20 protein-coding genes are annotated in these 17,628 nt (G+C 67.4%); 5 read left to right on the plus strand and 15 right to left on the minus strand.

Translation table 11 applies throughout. From position 1 onward, the window contains the following. The 3 genes from AC2VON_RS13710 to AC2VON_RS13720 all read left to right on the plus strand — a co-directional run. On the plus strand, window positions 1-1,019 hold a 1,019-nt coding region (locus AC2VON_RS13710), incomplete at its 5' end, for an adenylate/guanylate cyclase domain-containing protein (protein ID WP_486953460.1). A 118-nt stretch (window positions 1,020-1,137) separates the two neighbouring features. Further along, window positions 1,138-2,373: an alpha/beta hydrolase fold domain-containing protein gene (locus AC2VON_RS13715; RefSeq protein WP_486953476.1), complete on the plus strand. Its 1,236-nt coding sequence runs from the start codon at window positions 1,138-1,140 to the stop codon at window positions 2,371-2,373. Window positions 2,374-2,386: 13 nt separating this feature from the next. Then, window positions 2,387-3,004, plus strand: a complete 618-nt coding sequence (locus tag AC2VON_RS13720) for an HdeD family acid-resistance protein (protein ID WP_486953461.1) — start codon at window positions 2,387-2,389, stop codon at window positions 3,002-3,004. Here AC2VON_RS13720 and AC2VON_RS13725 read toward each other — a convergent pair. The 12 genes from AC2VON_RS13725 to AC2VON_RS13780 form a co-directional block, all read right to left on the minus strand. Further along, on the minus strand, window positions 3,001-4,422 hold the full coding sequence (locus AC2VON_RS13725) for a bifunctional lysylphosphatidylglycerol flippase/synthetase MprF (RefSeq protein ID WP_486953462.1): 1,422 nt from the start codon (window positions 4,420-4,422) through the stop codon (window positions 3,001-3,003). The genes AC2VON_RS13720 and AC2VON_RS13725 overlap by 4 nt on opposite strands. Window positions 4,423-4,553: 131 nt before the next feature. Further along, a complete protein-coding gene (locus AC2VON_RS13730) occupies window positions 4,554-5,459 on the minus strand; it encodes an acyl-CoA thioesterase domain-containing protein (RefSeq protein ID WP_486953463.1) in 906 nt (301 codons plus the stop codon). Window positions 5,460-5,474: 15 nt separating this feature from the next. After that, a complete protein-coding gene (gene pyk, locus AC2VON_RS13735) occupies window positions 5,475-6,893 on the minus strand; it encodes a pyruvate kinase (RefSeq protein ID WP_486953464.1) in 1,419 nt (472 codons plus the stop codon). A gap of 6 nt (window positions 6,894-6,899) precedes the next feature. Beyond that, window positions 6,900-7,316 carry a DUF2752 domain-containing protein gene (locus AC2VON_RS13740; protein ID WP_486953465.1) on the minus strand — a complete coding sequence of 139 codons (417 nt, stop codon included), beginning with the start codon at window positions 7,314-7,316 and terminating at the stop codon, window positions 6,900-6,902. A gap of 64 nt (window positions 7,317-7,380) precedes the next feature. Continuing rightward, window positions 7,381-7,563: a hypothetical protein gene (locus tag AC2VON_RS13745; protein ID WP_486953466.1), complete on the minus strand. Its 183-nt coding sequence runs from the start codon at window positions 7,561-7,563 to the stop codon at window positions 7,381-7,383. Further along, a complete protein-coding gene (locus AC2VON_RS13750; protein ID WP_486953467.1) occupies window positions 7,560-7,841 on the minus strand; it encodes a hypothetical protein in 282 nt (93 codons plus the stop codon). Before AC2VON_RS13750 ends, AC2VON_RS13745 begins: the two co-directional genes overlap by 4 nt. A 183-nt stretch (window positions 7,842-8,024) precedes the next feature. Continuing rightward, window positions 8,025-9,410 (minus strand): prolipoprotein diacylglyceryl transferase, encoded by a 1,386-nt coding sequence (lgt, locus tag AC2VON_RS13755; protein ID WP_486953468.1) that lies wholly within the window; start codon window positions 9,408-9,410, stop codon window positions 8,025-8,027. Continuing rightward, on the minus strand, window positions 9,407-10,225 hold the full coding sequence (gene trpA / locus AC2VON_RS13760; RefSeq protein ID WP_486953469.1) for a tryptophan synthase subunit alpha: 819 nt from the start codon (window positions 10,223-10,225) through the stop codon (window positions 9,407-9,409). The genes lgt and trpA overlap by 4 nt, the downstream gene beginning before the upstream one ends. Then, window positions 10,225-11,484, minus strand: a complete 1,260-nt coding sequence (gene trpB / locus AC2VON_RS13765; RefSeq protein ID WP_486953470.1) for a tryptophan synthase subunit beta — start codon at window positions 11,482-11,484, stop codon at window positions 10,225-10,227. Before trpB ends, trpA begins: the two co-directional genes overlap by 1 nt. A gap of 30 nt (window positions 11,485-11,514) precedes the next feature. After that, window positions 11,515-12,333: an indole-3-glycerol phosphate synthase TrpC gene (gene trpC, locus AC2VON_RS13770; RefSeq protein ID WP_486953477.1), complete on the minus strand. Its 819-nt coding sequence runs from the start codon at window positions 12,331-12,333 to the stop codon at window positions 11,515-11,517. 111 nt (window positions 12,334-12,444) lie between these two features. Beyond that, window positions 12,445-13,119, minus strand: a complete 675-nt coding sequence (locus AC2VON_RS13775) for a TIGR02234 family membrane protein (protein ID WP_486953471.1) — start codon at window positions 13,117-13,119, stop codon at window positions 12,445-12,447. Then, window positions 13,112-14,665: an anthranilate synthase component I gene (locus AC2VON_RS13780; protein ID WP_486953472.1), complete on the minus strand. Its 1,554-nt coding sequence runs from the start codon at window positions 14,663-14,665 to the stop codon at window positions 13,112-13,114. The genes AC2VON_RS13775 and AC2VON_RS13780 overlap by 8 nt, the downstream gene beginning before the upstream one ends. Window positions 14,666-14,694: 29 nt before the next feature. Between AC2VON_RS13780 and AC2VON_RS13785 the strand changes: the two genes are divergently transcribed. Together AC2VON_RS13785 and AC2VON_RS13790 are read left to right on the plus strand one after the other, a co-directional pair. Beyond that, entirely contained in the window at window positions 14,695-15,159 is a 465-nt protein-coding gene (locus AC2VON_RS13785) for a peroxiredoxin (protein ID WP_486953473.1), read from the plus strand. Window positions 15,160-15,239: 80 nt separating this feature from the next. Further along, window positions 15,240-16,160 carry an acyl-ACP desaturase gene (locus tag AC2VON_RS13790; RefSeq protein ID WP_486953478.1) on the plus strand — a complete coding sequence of 307 codons (921 nt, stop codon included), beginning with the start codon at window positions 15,240-15,242 and terminating at the stop codon, window positions 16,158-16,160. Window positions 16,161-16,189: 29 nt separating this feature from the next. On the opposite strand, the gene AC2VON_RS13795 is transcribed toward AC2VON_RS13790, so the two are convergent. From AC2VON_RS13795 to hisF, 3 genes are all read right to left on the minus strand, one after another. Then, window positions 16,190-16,540: a hypothetical protein gene (locus AC2VON_RS13795; RefSeq protein WP_486953474.1), complete on the minus strand. Its 351-nt coding sequence runs from the start codon at window positions 16,538-16,540 to the stop codon at window positions 16,190-16,192. A gap of 97 nt (window positions 16,541-16,637) precedes the next feature. Further along, window positions 16,638-16,994, minus strand: a complete 357-nt coding sequence (gene hisI / locus AC2VON_RS13800) for a phosphoribosyl-AMP cyclohydrolase (protein ID WP_486953479.1) — start codon at window positions 16,992-16,994, stop codon at window positions 16,638-16,640. Between the two features lie 5 nt (window positions 16,995-16,999). Further along, the coding region (gene hisF / locus AC2VON_RS13805; RefSeq protein WP_486953475.1) for an imidazole glycerol phosphate synthase subunit HisF at window positions 17,000-17,628 on the minus strand (629 nt) is incomplete at its 5' end.

Raw genomic sequence — 17,628 nt, forward strand, 5'->3', positions numbered from 1 at the left:
TGACGTTCACCTGCACCGCGTACCTGACGACCTTTGTGGTCTGCTGGGCGGTGGGAACCGACTCCGGCCTGCAGTTTTACTTCCTTGCCGCCGCATCAATCACCGTGATCATCCTCGGTGTCGCGCACATCGCGCTGGCCGCGGTGGTGGCCGGCGTCGGGGCCGGCCTGGCAATCGCCCTGCAGTTCCTGGTCCCGGGTGACACCGGCGCCCAGCCGACCGGGTTGCTCACGGTGAGTTTCGTGGCGGTGATCGTCTCGGCCTGCCTGATGGTGTTTGCGACGGTCTGGTACGCGTTGTGGCAGATCCGCCGCGCCGAGGAGGCCAGGGAGGCGGAGTACGAACGGTCCGAGGCGTTGCTGGCCAACATTCTGCCCGCCAGTATCGCCGATCGGCTGAAGAACCCGGCCGTCGACGTCATCGCCGACAGCTACGACGACGCCTCGGTCCTGTTCGCCGACATCGCCGACTTCACTCGGCGGGCCAGCCAGGCCGCCCCGCGCGCGCTGGTCGAGTTCCTCAACCGGCTCTACACCGACCTGGACCAGCTGGCCGAGGCGCGCGGCCTGGAGAAGGTCAAGACCAGCGGCGACTCCTACATGGTGGTCAGCGGCGTGCCGGACGCCAGGCCGGATCACCTGGAAGCGCTGGCCCGGCTGGCGCTCGACATCGCCGACACCGTAGCCGGCTTGCGCGACCCGCTGGGACGGCTGGTGCCGGTTCGGATCGGGCTGGCCGCCGGACCGGTGGTAGCCGGCGTGGTCGGCACTCGCCGCTTCTTCTACGACGTCTGGGGCGACGCGGTCAACGTCGCCGCACGCATGGAATCGACCGATCGCGAAGGCCGCATCCAAGTACCCCCCGACGTCTACGAACGCCTCAAGCGCGACTTCGTCTTCGAAGAGCGCGGCGACGTCGACGTCAAAGGCAAGGGTGTGATGCACACCTGGTATCTGGTGGGCGAGCGCCGCCGGCTCGGCGACCACCGGGCGTCGCGGCAACTGTCTGCTGCCCGCTGACGACGATCACCGGCTCACTGGCTCATATCGGTACCGGTAAGGTGCCGAATCGAACTGGCATGCACGAGAAGGAGCCGAATAGGCGCCGGAAAGGAGCAACGTGGCCAAGCTGGTAGCCATGCTCGGGTCGCTGGCCGGACTCGCCGTCACCGCCAACGGGTACCGGCCGCTGGCCAAGCGCGGTTACCCGACGCTGTACGCCTTCATCTTCGGCATGTTCGCCTCGGAACTGCCGCTGCAGCTCATCGCCGGGCAGTCAGCCGCCCTGGTGGCGGTGTCCCGTTGGCTGTCGCCCCGCCTACGACGGTTCAGTTGGCTGGTGTCGGTCATCTCGTGGCTGGGTCTGCTCGGACTGGACCGCTTCGGCCGCACGGCGAACGTGACGCTGACCGCAGCCCTGGATGCGGGACTGGGCACGGACCGGCGCACCGACTCGGCCGATACCTGGAAGCGGCCGGGACCCGGCGCGGCCACCGCGAAGACGCCCGGGCCGGTAGGCATGCTGCGGATCTACCGGCACTATGCCCGGGACAGCGACATCGCCTACGGCGAGTACGGCCGCAAGAACATGCTCGACATCTGGCGCCGGCCTGACCTGGATGACGACGGGCGTGCCCCGGTGCTGCTGCAGGTTCCGGGCGGCGCCTGGATGCTCGGGAGCAAACGCGGCCAGGCGCATCCGCTGCTGAGTCATCTGGCTGAACTGGGCTGGGTGTGCGTGTCGATCAACTACCGGCTCAGCCCCCGTTCGACGTGGCCGGACCACATCGTCGACGTCAAGCGGGCAATCGCATGGACCAAACGTCACATCGCCGAATACGGTGGCGACCCGGACTGGATCGCGATCAGCGGCGGTTCCGCCGGTGGTCACCTGTGCTCGCTGGCCGCGCTCACCGGTAACGACCCGCAATTCCAGCCTGGTTTCGAAGACGCCGACACCCGGGTGCGGGCCGCGGTGCCGTTCTACGGCGTCTACGACTTCACCCGCGACGATGATTCGCTGCACCCACAGCTGGTGCCGGTGCTGCAGTCCTACGTGTTCAAGCAGAGCCGCCGCCGGTTTCCCGACATTTATCGGGCAGCTTCGCCGATCACGTACGTTTCCCCTGACGCGCCACCGTTTTTCGTGTTGCACGGGCGCAACGACTCGCTGATACCCGTCCAACAGGCTCGCGACTTCACCGCCAGGCTCCGGGAGCTGAGCAACCAACCCGTCGTCTACGCCGAGTTGCCGTACGCGCAGCACGCATTCGATATCTTCGGATCCGCTCGCGCACGACATGCCGCGGTGGCGGTCGAACAGTTTCTCGCCGGCGTGTATTCGCCGCACAACGCGGCGCGCAGATCCGCCTGACGGATACCGCCGCGTGTGCCACACTGCACGCATGACCATCGACAATGAAACCGCCCCGAAGCTACTGCCCCATTTGTGGAAGTCCACGCTGGTCTCCGGCATCCTGGCACTGATCCTCGGCGCCCTGATCCTTTATCGGCCGGGTGAATCCATCCTCGTTGCGGCGATCCTGTTCGGTATCTATCTGCTGGTCACCGGTGTCAGCCAGGTAATTTTCGCGTTCAGCCTGCCGGTCATGTCAGCGGGCGGCCGGGTGCTGTTGTTCATCAGCGGGGCGGCATGCCTGATTCTGGCGGTGCTGTGTTTTCGGCACTTCAATTCCGACAAGGAAGCGATCGCGGTGCTGCTGCTGGCCATCTGGATCGGTATCGGCTTCATCTTCCGCGGGGTAGCCACCACGGTTTCGGCGATCGGTGACCCGAGCCTGCCGGGCCGCGGCTGGCAGATCTTCATGGGCGTCGTCACGCTGCTGGCCGGAATCGTGGTGCTGGCATCACCCTTGGCGTCGCTGATGGTGCTGACGCTCGTCGTCGGCATCTGGTTGACTGTCATCGGGGTCGCCGAGGTCATCACGGCGTTGCGCATCCGTCATGCGTCCAAGACCGTCGCCAAGACGCTGTCCGGCGGTTAACTCGCCGCCCCGCCCTCGACAGGCCTCAACAGTCGGCGATGGCGCGGCATGAATTCCAGCGACAGCAGCACATATATCAGCGGAACCAGCTGGGTCAGCGATACCAGCGCGTAACGGCGTTCGCCCATCGCGTGGAACTTGCGCAGGTACCGGTACAGCGACTCCAGCGCGATCAGCGGATCCAGCAGGTGCACCGCCCGGTAGCAGGCGCTCGAGAACCGCCCGCGGTGCTCGTCGTCGAACAGCTCCGGAAAGGCCGCGAATGCCAACGACAGACGCTGCGCCCCGGCGTGTTTGGCGCTCATGATCATGTCGGTGCTGAGCCGTTCGTCGATCCCGTTCGGGGCACCGGGGCGACGCCACGGCACGTCGAGGCTGACGTCGCTGCCGCCACCGGCGACGGCGTAGCGATGGAAGCCCTGCACCCGCCCGGACGCATCCCGGGCGATGATGAGCTTTATGCCCGGGTATCGGCCCTCCAGCGCGCCGTCCAGGGCCATCGAGAAGCCACGGTCGGTGCGTGCCCCGTGCGGCGATGCCAGCAGCAGCTCGGTCAACTCCGCCAGCCGCTCGCCGTCGAGGTCCTGTTCGTCCACCACCTCGGTGGTCACCCCGCAGTTGTGGGTGCGCTGCACCGCCTGGCGCAGGTTGCGGAACGTGCGGCCCGTCATGTCGAAGCCGGCGACGTCGACGACCACGTCGTGACCGATCGGAATCTGCCGCAGTGATCGGCCCAATACCGCCGGGTCCCACAACCTCAGCCGCCGCTGGCTGCACCCCAGCACCACGATCCGCCAGCCCCGGGCACGACACAGCGCGGCGAAGTCGGCGACCAGTTCCGGAAACCGCTCCTCGTCGCCGATCGGGTCGCCGCTGACCACCGCAAACCCGATGCGGGTCCGGTAGGCGAGCGCTGCGCTGCGGTCGGCGTTGAAGTGGTAAGACTTGAGGGCGTGCATGGCGAACGGCGCCAGCGGATCATCCCGGGTGGCTTCGACCAATGTCCACACCCGGGCCAGGTCGCCGGGTTGCCGTCGCGCCGACGTCGGCCACATCAACGCCAACCCGGATCCGGCTATCAGCACTGAACCGAGCAGATCGAACAGCACATGCGCGCCCAGCCCGGCGACCACCAGCCCGGCGGCAGCGGCGGCATGTCGGGTTGTCACCGGGCGGCCCAGAAAGATTCCGCGAGCGATCAGGGCCGCCGCGGCCAGGATCGCCAGGGACCAGCCCAGCCCGCCCGCGGCCTGCCGGTTCACGTGGCCGTCGTCCGCGGCGATGACGGCGATCAGCCAGCAGGCGGCACACAGCAGAGCCAGTGCCCCGACCCAGCGGGTGGTCGGCGAATCGGCGTGAACGACGACGCGCTCACCGGCCCGCAGCCTGGGGGCCGCGTGAACTGACAGCTCGCGCACTGCTACCTCCGGGGTTCCCCTGCCGGCCTGGGTCTGCCCCGGGCCGCACCGATGAGTTCACGGTACTCGCGATCGGCGCCTCCGGTGCCGGGCCGAAGATGCTGCAACCGAATCGTTGCGCTGGACCGTTCTCAAGGCCGACGCACGGCTTTTCCCCGCACGGCGGGGAAATACTTCACGATGCCTTCCTGAACCACCGTGGCGACCAGCTGCCCGGAGCGATCGAAGACATGTCCGGTACCCAGCCCCCGCGAATCCGCGGCCACCGGCGACGAACTGGAATACAACACCCAGCCGTCGAAGTGGACTTGGCGGTGAAACCACACCGAGTGGTTGGCGGTTGCGGCGAAGATCCGGTCGGCCCCCCAGGACAGTCCGTGGGTGGTGATGATGGAATCCAGCACAGTGGTATCCGACGAATACACCATCATCGCGGTGTGCAGCACCGGGTCATCGGGCACCACCCCGTCCGCCTTGAGCCAGACCCGGTTGTAGGCGAGCCGCTCCCCTTTACCGCGCATCACCCAGGACGGGTCGTTGGTGTACCGCCACTCGATCGGGTGCGGCGCATTGACGAAACCCGGGACGACGTCCTCATAGCCGCGCAGCCGCTCCTCTAGTCCCGGCAGCGTCTCCGGGTCGGCGACAACGGGCGCTTCGACGCTGTGCTCGAGCCCGCGCCCGCCGGACAGGTACGACAGCATCGCGGTGGCCACCAGGGTGTCGTCCTGCACCGCGTCGATCCGCCGGTTGGCGAACCGGCGTTCGTCTCGCAACCGTTGCACCCGGAATTCGATGTTCTTGGCCGGGTCACCGCCGTTGATGAAATGCACCGACAGTGCGGTAGGCGGTAGGTCGCGGTCCAGTGTGCGACTGGCGGCGACCAGTGACTGCGCCATCAGTTGCCCACCGAAAGTGCGCGGCGGGGTTTTGCTCGGGTGCGATCCGGTGAAAACGTCGTCGTCGACGCGGTTGAGGTCCAGTACCGCCAGCAGCTCGCTGAAATCAGAATTCGTTTCGTTTCGCGCGGACGGCACAGATTATCTCTCCCGTTAGACGTCGTCCTCTCCGATCCGGTGCACGTGGATCAGATTCGTCGAGCCTACTGTGCCCGGCGGCGCGCCGGCGACAATGACCACCAGATCACCGCGAGAGTAGCGAGCCAGCTCGAGCAGCGATTTGTCGACCTGGTGGATCATTTCATCGGTGGAGCGCATCAGCGGGACAGTGAAAGTCTCGGTGCCCCAGGTCATCGCCAATTGATTGCGCACCTCGGGCAGCGCGGTGAAGGCCAACAGCGGCAGTGGGGTGTGCAGCCTGGCCAGCCGCCGCACGGTGTCGCCGGACTCGGTAAATGCGACCAGGGCCTTGGCGTCGAGCCGCTCACCGATGTCACGAGCCGCGTAAGAGATCACGCCCCGCTTGGTGCGCGGGATGTGCGTCAGCGGGGGGGCGGCGGTGGAATTCTCTTCGACCGCGCAGATGATCCGGCTCATCGTTCGCACCGCCTCCAGCGCGTATCTGCCCACTGCGGTTTCGCCAGACAGCATCACCGCGTCGGCACCGTCGAGCACGGCGTTGGCGACATCGGAGGCCTCGGCCCGGGTCGGCCGAGAGTTCTCGATCATCGACTCGAGCATCTGGGTGGCCACGATCACCGGTCTGGCGTTCTCCCGGGCCACCTGAATGGCCCGCTTCTGCACCAGGGGTACCTCTTCCAGCGCCAACTCGACACCCAGGTCACCACGGGCCACCATCACCGCGTCGAACGCCAACACCACGGCTTCCAAATTGTCGACGGCTTCCGGCTTCTCCAGTTTGGCGATCACCGGCACCCGCCGCCCCAACCGGTCCATCACCTCGTACGCCGACTCCACATCGGACGGCGAGCGGACGAACGACAAGGCCACCATGTCGACGCCGAGACGCAACCCGAACTCGAGGTCCCCGATGTCCTTGTCCGACAGCGTGGGTGCGGAGACCCTCATTCCGGGCAACGAAAGACCCTTGTGGTTGCTGACCGGCCCGCCCTCGGTGACGGTGCACACCACGTCGTCGCCGTCGATGTGTTCCACCACCAGCTCGACCTTGCCGTCATCGACCAGAACCCGGTCGCCCGGTGACGCGTCGTCGGTCAGTTGTTTGTAGGTGGTCGACACCCGATCGTGGCTGCCCGCACAGTCGGCGACGGTGATCCGCACCGTTTCGCCGTTGGCCCAGTAAGTCGGGCCATCGCTGAAGCGCCCCAACCTGATCTTGGGGCCCTGCAGGTCGGCGACCACACCGACCGCACGGCCGCTGGACTCCGAGGCTTCGCGCACCCACCGGTAGGCGGCCTCGTGGTCGGTGTGGTCGCCGTGGCTGAAGTTCAACCGCGCGACGTCCATCCCCGCCTCGACCAGCGCCCTGACCGACTCCGCGCTGTGCGATGCCGGACCGAGGGTACAGACGATCTTCCCGCGCCTATTCACGATGCGCTACCCGGTGAGAGTGGTTGGGACCAGCGGAAAGCCAGGCAGGTTACGCAGCAGCGTCCACCCGAACGTCACGGCCGCGATCACCACCAGTGTCACCGTCGGTGCAATGACTTGTCCGCGGCGGCGACCCAGGAGGATCCACGCCGCCAGCATCGGGATTCCGATCAACAGGAATGCGTTGTCCATCGCGGCTGCCGCCAGCTGTCCGTGCAGCACGTCATGGGCCATCCGAAGCCCGCCGCACGCCGGGCAGTTCCAACCGGTGAGCAGCCGGAACGGGCACAACGGGAACGCGCCGGGACGGTGCGGGTCGACGCGGGCGAGATAGGCCAGCGAAGCGAGGGCAGCGAGGGCTCCAGTCAGCGGGGCCAGCAGCACGCTGAAGCCGGGCGCTGCGGGCGGCGACGGGCCGGTCATCGTTTCAGCATGCCAGACCGCTGTGGCCAGGACGTGCCCCGCCCAGCAGCGTGACACCCGTTCGTCATTGGGCGTGCCGCTCACCGAGCAGCTTGCCCCGAACCCGCCCGTGCGCTAGGTCGTCGATGATGGCCTGCGCCGCGTCCAATGCAGCCGGGTCGGCCTGCCACACGGTGGAGAGGTCGGCCGGAATGTCCAATGCGAAGGTAAGCCGATACCGGGCAAGTCGCTCTCTGCCTCCGCTCACCCGGAACGGCCAGCGCGAAGCCGGTCGAAGACCTCGTTCACCTCGGCACGACTCAACTGCCGTCCATCGTCTCGGACGAGCCGGTCCCGGGCCAGCTCTGCGTCGAGTTCATCCTCGGCGGCCTCGAGCAGCTTCTCCCACACCGCCACGGGGACAATCACGCCCTGCGCCCGGCGGTGCGAGCCGAAGTACACCGGCTCCCCTTCGCCGGCGTCGAAGCGTTGAGCGATCTTGTGCAGCGCATCTCTCGCCTCACCCGTGGTCACGACATTCGCCATACCCACGTCGTACGACAATCCGTACGGGTTTGTTACTTCGCCAGCCTCGCCGAGGGGATAGGTTCGCCACTTGCCAGTAACGCCCCCGTGGTTCTGCCTCCTTATGTGTCCAGCGCCGTCGGTTCACTGCGATTCGTGTGTTTCCACGTCGGCAATTGCGTCCTCATGCGTCCTCATGCCTCCTCATGCCTCCTCGGGCTGGGATTCATTGGCCGCGGCCGATTCTGCATCCGCGACATTCGCCCCATCAGCCCCGGTGGTGGTCTGCGTCGGCGGTTCCGGTTGCACTGCATCGCTGACTTCGAGCTCGGGTTGCGCTTCCACATCGTCGGCGACCACGGCGGGTGCCTCGTCATCGGTTATCTCGATCTCGGTCTCGTCGTTGACGGCAGTCGCCTCGGCTTTCGCTTCGGGCTCCACCTGCGCGACCATCGGCTCCTCGAACGCTGCCGCTTCAGGCAGGGGCTCAGCCTCACCAACCGGCCCGGCCTCGGCCTGCGCCTCGCCCACCGGCTCAGCTTCGGCGCCACCGCACGGCTGCGCCTCGGTCTGCGCCTCCGTCTGCGTGTCGGCCAGGTCGTCGTCGGATGCGGTCAGCGCCGCGCCGACACCGGATGTCGCGCCGACTGCCGCCACTTCCTCCTCCGGTGGGAGCGCCGGCTGGGCACCCGTTCCGCCTTCTTGCCGGGTCTGGGCCAGTGTCGCTGGATCTTCGCGTCCCCTCGGCGCCAGGATGACGTAGACCACCGCGCCGATGAACACGAACGTCGAGGTGAACGAGTTGACTCGGATCCCCGCGATGTGCGTGGCGGCGTCGTCGCGCAACAACTCGATGCAGAAACGACCAACACAGTAACCGGCGACGTAGAGCGCGAACAGCCGGCCATGGCCGATTCTGAATCGGCGGTCCGCCCAGATAACCACCACGAACACCAAGAGGTTCCAGAGTAATTCGTACGCGAACGTCGGTTGGACGATCTTGTACAGCTCACCGGTGGACACGCCATCGAGCAGATGCGGATCCCGCGCACCCGCGGCATCCTGTCGCCAGAAGATTTCCAGTCCCCACGGCAATGTGGTCGCACGCCCGTAGAGCTCCTGATTGAAGTAATTGCCGATCCGACCGATCGCCTGGGCCAACACGATCCCGGGGGCGACCGCATCGCCAAAGGCCGGCAGCGGAATACGATGCCGTCGGCAACCGATCCAGGCACCCACACCGCCGAGCGCGACCGCGCCCCAGATACCCAAACCCCCATCCCAGATCCGCAGCGTCGCCTGCAGGCCGATACCGCCGTTGCCGAAGTAGGTCCGCCAGTCAGTCATCAGGTGATAAAGCCGACCGCCGACCAGACCGAAAGGCACGGCCCACAGCGCGATGTCGTAGATCACGCCGCGCTCGCCACCGCGAGCGTGCCAGCGCCGGTCACCGATCAGCAGCGCCACCACGATACCGACGATGATGCACAGGGCGTAGGCACGGATCGGAACCGGGCCGAGGTACCACACACCGCGGGGCGGGCTTGGAAAATACCGGAAATGCTGCGGCAGGTTCGTCAGAAAGCTCATCGTCGTATCTGCGAGTTCCTTTGGCGCACACCGTCGGCAAGCTGCTCGGTTAGTGCACGCAGCGCGGTAGGGCCCTCGGTGAGGGCGGTAACCAGCGCTGAGCCGACGATGACACCGTCGGCGTAGCTGGCAATTTCGGCGGCCTGGCCGCGAGATCGCACGCCCAGCCCCACTCCGACCGGGACACCGGAGACCGCCCTTACCCTGCGCACCAGTTCGGGCGCCGCCTGCGACACCGCATCGCGCGCACCGGTGACCCCCATCGTCGATGCCGCATAGACAAACCCGCGCGACGCTTCGACCGTGGCCGCGAGTCGCTCGGGCGTCGATGACGGCGCCACCAGGAAAATGCGATCCAGATCGTGCTGGTCGGATGCGTCGAACCACTCCTGCGCCTCGTCGACGATCAGATCGGGTGTGATGATCCCGGTGCCGCCGGCCGCGGCCAGATCGCGAGCGAACGCGTCAACCCCATAGTGCAGCATCGGATTCCAGTAGGTCATCACCACCGCGCGACCACCGGCGCTGCTGATCGCCTCAACTGCGGTCAAGGTGTCACGGACCCGAACGCCGCCGCACAGCGCGGCCTCGGTGGCTTTGGCGATGGTCGGGCCGTCCATCCCGGGATCCGAATACGGGATACCGACTTCGATCAGGTCGCACCCGGCTTGCACCAGCGCGGCCATCGCGGCGATCGAGCTTTCGACGTCGGGGTAGCCGGTGGGCAGGTACCCGATCAGCGCCGCCCGATTGTCCCGCCGGCACGCGTCGAACAGCGGTGCCAGCCTGCCGATCCGGGCCTGCGAGGAAGCCATCACGTGAGCAGGCCGAACCATTTGGCGGCGGTCTCGACGTCTTTGTCGCCGCGCCCGGACAAGTTCACCACGATGATCGCGCCGGGTCCCAGTTCCGCACCCAGCGCGATCGTCCCGGCGATCGCGTGTGCGGATTCGATGGCCGGGATGATCCCCTCCGTCCGGCTCAGCAGGGCGAACGCCTCCATGGCCGCTTTGTCTGTGACGGGGCGGTACTCGGCTCGCCTCATCTCCCGCAGCCAGGCGTGCTCGGGACCTACCCCGGGGTAGTCCAGTCCGGCCGAGATCGAATGGGATTCAATGGTTTGGCCGTCGTCATCCTGCAACAGGTAGGACAGTGACCCGTGGAATGTGCCGGGCGATCCGCCGGCGAATGCCGCGGCGTGGCGGCCGGTTTCGATGCCGTCGCCGGCCGCCTCGAAGCCGAGCAGGCGGACCCCGGGGTCGTCGAGGAACGCGTGGAAGATCCCGATGGCGTTGGATCCGCCGCCGACGCAGGCCACCACGGCGTCGGGCAGCCGGCCCGTCAGGTGCTGGATCTGCGCGCGGGCTTCCAATCCGATGACCCGCTGGAAGTCGCGCACCATGGTCGGGAACGGGTGCGGGCCTGCTGCGGTGCCGAAACAGTAGTAGGTGTCCTCGGCGTTGGTGACCCAGTCGCGAAACGCCTCGTTGATGGCGTCCTTCAAGGTCTTCGATCCGGCCTCGACGGACACCACCTCAGCGCCCAGCAGGCGCATGCGGGCCACGTTGAGCGCCTGTCGCCGGGTGTCCACGGCGCCCATGTAGACGACACATTGCAGGCCGAGCAGCGCGCAGGCGGTAGCGGTGGCGACCCCGTGCTGTCCCGCCCCGGTTTCGGCGATCACCCGGGCCTTACCCATGTGCCGTGCCAGCAGCGCCTGCCCGAGTGCATTGTTGAGCTTGTGGGATCCGGTGTGATTCAGGTCTTCTCGCTTGAGGAAGATCCTGGCGTCACCGGCATGCACGGACAGTCGGGCGGCTTCGTAGAGCGGTGACGGGCGGCCGTTGTAGTTGGCCTGCAACCTGTCGAGGGTGTCGAGGAACTCGCGATCGTTACGTGCCTTGTGGTAGGCCGACGTCACCTCTTCGATGACACACATCAGTGCTTCGGCGACGAACCGGCCGCCGTACACACCAAAGTGGCCCCGCGCATCGGGGTCGTGGCTGCTCGGTTCGGCAACGCCCGCACTGGCGCGGGGAAGGTCTGGAAGGCCTGAATTCGATGAATCTGCCATCGGCGAAACACTCACGGGGGTCATCGACAGCTAGCGCGCAGGCTTGGGACACGACGGGTGCCTGCCCGCACTGACCAGGTCGGCGACCGCCGCGCGTGGGTCACCGCTGGTGACCAGCCCCTCGCCGACCAGAACCGCATCCGCGCCGGCGCCGGCGTACGCCAGCAGATCGGCGGTGCCCCGAATCCCGGATTCGGCGATCTTGACCACATCGGTGGGCAGCCCCGGCGTGATTCGCCCGAAGCAGTCCCGGTCCATCTTCAGCGTGGTGAGGTCACGGGCATTGACCCCGATCACCTTCGCTCCCGCGGCGAGCGCCCGGTCGGCCTCGTCCTCGGTGTGCACCTCCACCAGGGCGGTCATTCCCAGTGATTCGGTGCGGTCCAGCATCGACACCAGCGCCGGCTGCTCCAGCGCCGCGACGATCAGCAGCAGCATGTCCGCTCCGTGGGCACGCGCTTCATGGATCTGGTACGGCGACACCACGAAGTCTTTGCGTAGAACCGGGACTGACACCGCGGCCTTGACCGCATCCAAATCGCCCAGCGTGCCGTTGAACCGCCGCTCCTCGGTCAGCACGCTGATGATCCGTGCCCCGCCGTCCTGGTAGGCACAGGCAAGCCGGGCCGGGTCTGTGATGGCGGCCAGCTGGCCGGCCGATGGGCTGGCGCGTTTGACCTCGGCGATGACAGCGATACCGGGTTCGCGCAAAGCGGTCAGCACATCCAGCGGCGGCGGCATCGCGGCCGCAGCGGCTTTGACTTCGGACAGGCTGATGACGGCCTCGCGGGCGGCGACGTCCGCGCAGACTCCTTCGATGATGGAGTCGAGCAGGGTCGCCGAGCTCATGCCTGCCGGTGTCCTTTCCCGCAGTTCCCACAGTTCCCACAATTCCGAACAGATCACGACCCTTCTCCGGGGACGTCCATCGAAGGGTAACGACCGGCAGCACACCCGATATCACCGGCCCTCGGCATCTGATCCGGGCACGCCATCGGTCGGGTCATCGGTTGGGTCACAACCCTGATCAAGGGCATCCCAGATCATCTGCTCGGAGACGTTCTGCGCATCCTGGACAGTGCCTCGCCGTATCGCCGATCGACGTAGCCGAGGTGCGGCGTATTTGGTGGTGCTGACATCGTGCACACCGCCGGCCGCCGCCGACCGCATCAGTAGCACGGCACCGGCCAGGATGCCCAATGCCCCCGCCAGGGTGGCCACCGCACCGCCGTAACGGCGGTCGCCGGCCAGCAGCGAGACCACCGGGACGCCGGCGATGGCCGCTGCTCGCGCCGCCACGTCGGCGACCACCCACATCCCGATCGCGAGATATCCGGCGGCTAAACTGGCCGCCGCCATCAACACCGCCAACACCCGCAACGCCCAGCCGCGCACCGCGACCGCAGCGATCGCCGCGGCCAGCGACAACACCGCCATCGGCAGCAACGCTGTGGACCAGGACGCGCCGTAGACGGTGACCTGCCTGGGCTGCCCCAGCCCGTCGAACGACCGGATGAGCACCCACGGCAGCCGTGACGCGGCCCATAGCGAGGCGGCGGCAGCCACCAGCAGCAGCTGGGCCGACCGGAGCGCGAACCGGCCACCCGGGCCCCCCGGGCCACCCGGATCAGCCATCACGGCCCAGCCCGGGAACGCTCAGCGTCTCCGCCGCGGCGATCGCGGTCAACACCGCCCGGGCCTTGTTCATCGCCTCGGTGTATTCGTAGGCACCGTTGGAATCGGCGACCACCCCGCCGCCGGCCTGCACATAGGCGGTGCCATCACGCATCAGGGCGGTGCGGATGGCGATCGCGAAATCAGCGTTGCCGGCGAAATCCAGGTATCCGACCACCCCGCCGTAGAGTCCGCGCCGCGTCTTCTCCACTTCCTCGATCAACTCCATCGCCCGCACCTTGGGCGCCCCGGACAACGTGCCGGCCGGGAAACAGGCGGTCATAGCGTCCAGCGCGGTACGACCCTCGGCGAGCATCCCGGTCACCGTGGACACCAGGTGCATGACATGGCTGTACCGCTCGATGTGGCTGTAGTCCTCGACGCGCACAGTGCCTGGCACGCACACCCGGCCCAGGTCGTTGCGGCCCAGGTCGACCAGCATCAGGTGCTCGGCACACTCCTTGTCGTCGGAGAGCAGCTCCTTCTCCAGCTGCTGGTCTTCCTCCTCGGTCTGACCGCGCCACCGGGTGCCGGCGATCGGGTGAGTGGTCGCCCAGCCGTCCTTGACCGTCACCAACGCCTCCGGACTGGATCCGACGATCGAGAACGCCAACCGCCCATCGTGATCGGGCACCTGCAGCAGGTACATATAGGGACTTGGGTTGGACACCCGCAGCATCCGGTACACATCGATGGGGTCGACGCCGGTGTCCATCTCGAAGCGCTGCGACGGCACCACCTGGAACGCCTCGCCGGCCTCGATCTCACCGACCAGCCGTTCGACGATCGCGCCGTACTCCGCCGCGCTGCGCTGCGCGCGGTGTTGCGGCTCCGGTCTGCGAAATGTCGCCACGCTGGACGGCAACGGCTGGTCCAGCGCCGCGGTCATCACATCCAGCCGCGCCACCGCTTGGTCGTAGGCCCCGTCCACCCGCTCATCGGTGCCGTTCCAATTGACCGCGTTGGCGATCAACGTGATCGTGCCCTCGTGGTGATCGACCGCGGCCACGTCGGTGGCCAGCAGCAGCAGCATGTCCGGCAGGCCCAGGTCGTCGACGGCCAGCTCGGGCAGCCGCTCCAGCCGGCGTACCAGGTCGTAGGCGAAAAAACCGACCATCCCGCTGGACAGCGGCGGCAGCCCGTGCGGGGCGCCGGTCGCCAGCAGCGCCAGCGTGGCCCGCAGCGCGGTCAGCGGGTCCCCACCGGCCGGAGCGTCGCTCGGGGTGCTGCCCAGCCACACCGCTTCGCCATCACACACCGTCAACGCGGACGGCGCCCCGGCGCCGATGAACGACCAGCGCGACCACGACCGGCCGTTCTCGGCCGACTCGAGCAGAAAGGTGCCGGGCCGTCCAGCGCCGAGTTTGCGGTACGCCGACAGCGGTGTCTCGGCATCGGCCAGCACCTTACGGGTCACCGGAACCACGCGATGCTCGGCGGCCAGCGCCCGAAAGTCCGCCCGCGAGGTGGTGGGGTCGACGTGCACGCGTCCATCCTCCCAGATCATCCGATGGTTTCCGGCGTAGCGTGGCGGACATGAAAACCGGTGACACCGTTGCTGACTTCGAGCTTTCCGACCAGACCGGAGCACCGCGCAAGCTGAGCGCCCTGCTTGCCGACGGGCCGGTGGTGCTGTTCTTCTATCCGGCCGCGATGACTCCCGGCTGCACCCGCGAGGCATGCCACTTCCGTGATCTCGCCGGTGAGTTCGCCACCGTCGGCGCGCAACGAGTCGGGATCAGCATCGACCCGGTGGCAAAGCAGGCTGCGTTCGCCGAGCGGCAAAGCTTCGACTACCCGCTGCTGTCCGACACCGACGGCGCGGTGGCCGCCCAGTTCGGCGTGAAGCGTGGCCTCCTGGGCAAATTGGCTCCGGTCAAGCGGACAACGTTCGTCATCGACACCGACCGCACCGTGCTCGGGGTGATCGCGGGAGAATTCACCGTCAACGCACACGCCGACAGGGCGCTGGCCCTGTTGCGGGCACGTTCGTCGGCGTAGATCCCTCCCCACTATCTACGGTAGCGTAACCTACGGTATCGTAGGTTAGCTTGTCGATCGACCGAAAGGGATGAACCATGATGCAACCGGACGCGGGGCTTCTGCATGATCTGGAGCCGGTTGTCGAGAAAAACCTGAACCGCCATCTCGAGGCGACTCGGCCATGGTTGCCACACGACTACGTGCCGTGGAGTCGAGGCCGCGATTTCGCCCTCCTCGGCGGCGAAGACTGGGCGCCTGAGGACTCCCCGCTGGACCCGGTCGCGAAGGCAGCACTGGTCGTCAACCTGCTCACCGAGGACAACTTGCCGTCCTATCACCGGGAGATCGCAACCAGGTTCGGCCGCGACGGCGCTTGGGGACGCTGGATTGGGCAATGGACGGCCGAGGAAGCCCGGCACGGCATCGCGCTGCGCGACTACCTCGTCGTCACCCGGAGTGTGGATCCCACCAAGCTCGAGCAGCTGCGCATGCAGCACATGATCGCCGGATATGACTCCGGCGACAAGACACCCCTGGCCGCACTGGCCTACGTCTCGTTCCAAGAGCTCGCGACGCGGGTGTCGCACCGCAATACCGGTCGCGCTTGCGGGTGCCCGGTCGCCGACCAACTGCTGGCGCGGATCTCGGTCGACGAGAACCTGCACATGGTGTTCTATCGCGATGTGATGGCGGCGGCCCTCGACATCACTCCCGACGCGGCCATGGTCGCCATCCGCGACGAGGTTCTCGGCTTCGCGATGCCCGGGCTGGGCATGCCCGATTTTCACCAGAACGCGATTCTCATCGCCAAAGCCGGGATCTACAACCTGCGTATCCACCACGACGACGTGCTGGAGCCGATACTGCGGTTCTGGCGTGTCTTCGATCGATCCGACTTCGGCCCGCAAGGAGAACACGCCCGCGACGAGACGGCACAGTTCCTCGACGCCGTCGAGGAGCGGGCGAAGTACTACGAAGACAAGGCTGCCGCGCGCAACAGCGTTCCCGAGTATGCGTAGCCCGCTGTTCCCCGCCGCGGTTCGCGCGTTCAGACCGCGCCGTCGCAGCTGCCCGGCGGCGCCAGCGCCGACGGCACCAGCTCGTCACCGATGACGCAGTGCAGTCCGTACCAGGATCGCAGCTCGGGGTTCATCCCCGACATATCCGTGAGTGTCGAAAAAAAGACGTAACGCCAGTGCGAACCGTCGGCATAGGGCACGCCGTCGCAGTAGATGGCTGAGACCTGCAGGCCCTTCAGCCCGCGGCCCCCGGCGCAGTAGCCGGTCTGGATGTTGGGCATGTGCGGGTCGGGCGGGGGTTTCGCGAGGGCGGGCACCGGGGCGATGAGCATAGCCGCCAACGCTGCCGTTGCCGCGGTCGCGGCGATTGATCGTTTCATCTCCTTAGTTCTTACCACCGCACCGGCTGATCTCGGGCGAGATTCGGCCGGCTTCGACCGCCTCGGCCCGCCCCTTGCGTGGGCCGCAGCTGGGCAGCTACCGATGTGGCGCTGGTGGCGCCAAGAGCACGTCGGCGTCGAAACAGCTGTGGTCGCCGGTGTGACACGCCCCGCCGACCTGGTCAACCTCGACCAGCACCGCGTCGCCGTCGCAGTCCAGCCGCACCGAATGGACGTACTGGGTGTGTCCAGACGTTGCGCCCTTGACCCACTGCCGGCCACGTGATCGCGAAAAGAATGTCGCCTCACGGGTTTCCAGGGTCCGCGCCAGCGCATCGTCGTCCATCCAGGCAACCATCAGCACATCGCCGCTGCCGTGTTCCTGCACCACGGCGGCGAACAGGCCGTCGGTGTTGCGCTTGAGCCGCGCGGCAATCGCCGGATCGAGTCTCATCGCACTCATCTCACTATGATCCCTTCAGCCGCCATCGCCGCCTTGACCTGGCCGATGGTGAGCTCACCGAAGTGGAACACGCTGGCCGCCAGCACCGCGTCGGCGCCGGCGGCCACCGCGGGGGCGAAATGGTCCACCGCCCCGGCACCGCCACTGGCGATCACCGGCACCGTCACCGCCGCGCGGACCGCACGCAGCATTGGCAGGTCGAAACCGGACTTGGTGCCGTCGGCGTCCATCGAGTTCAGCAGGATCTCCCCCACGCCGAGTTCAGCGCCGCGGGCGGCCCAGTCCACCGCGTCGATGCCGGTGCCGCGGCGGCCGCCGTGGGTGGTGACTTCCCAGCCCGACGGCGTGGGCGCCGACTCGGGGCCTATAGTGCGGGCGTCGACGGACAGCACGATGCACTGCGAGCCGAATCGGCGGGACAGCTCCGCCAGCAGATCGGGACGCGCGACGGCCGCGGTGTTCACCGACACCTTGTCGGCGCCGGCGCGCAACAGCACGTCGACGTCGTCGACGGTGCGTACCCCGCCACCCACCGTCAGCGGGATGAACACCTGCTCCGCGGTGCGGTGCACCACCTCCAGCATGGTGGCCCGCCCCGACGACGACGCGGTGACGTCGAGGAAGG

The sequence above is a fragment of the Mycobacterium sp. TH-M82 genome (assembly GCF_057473605.1).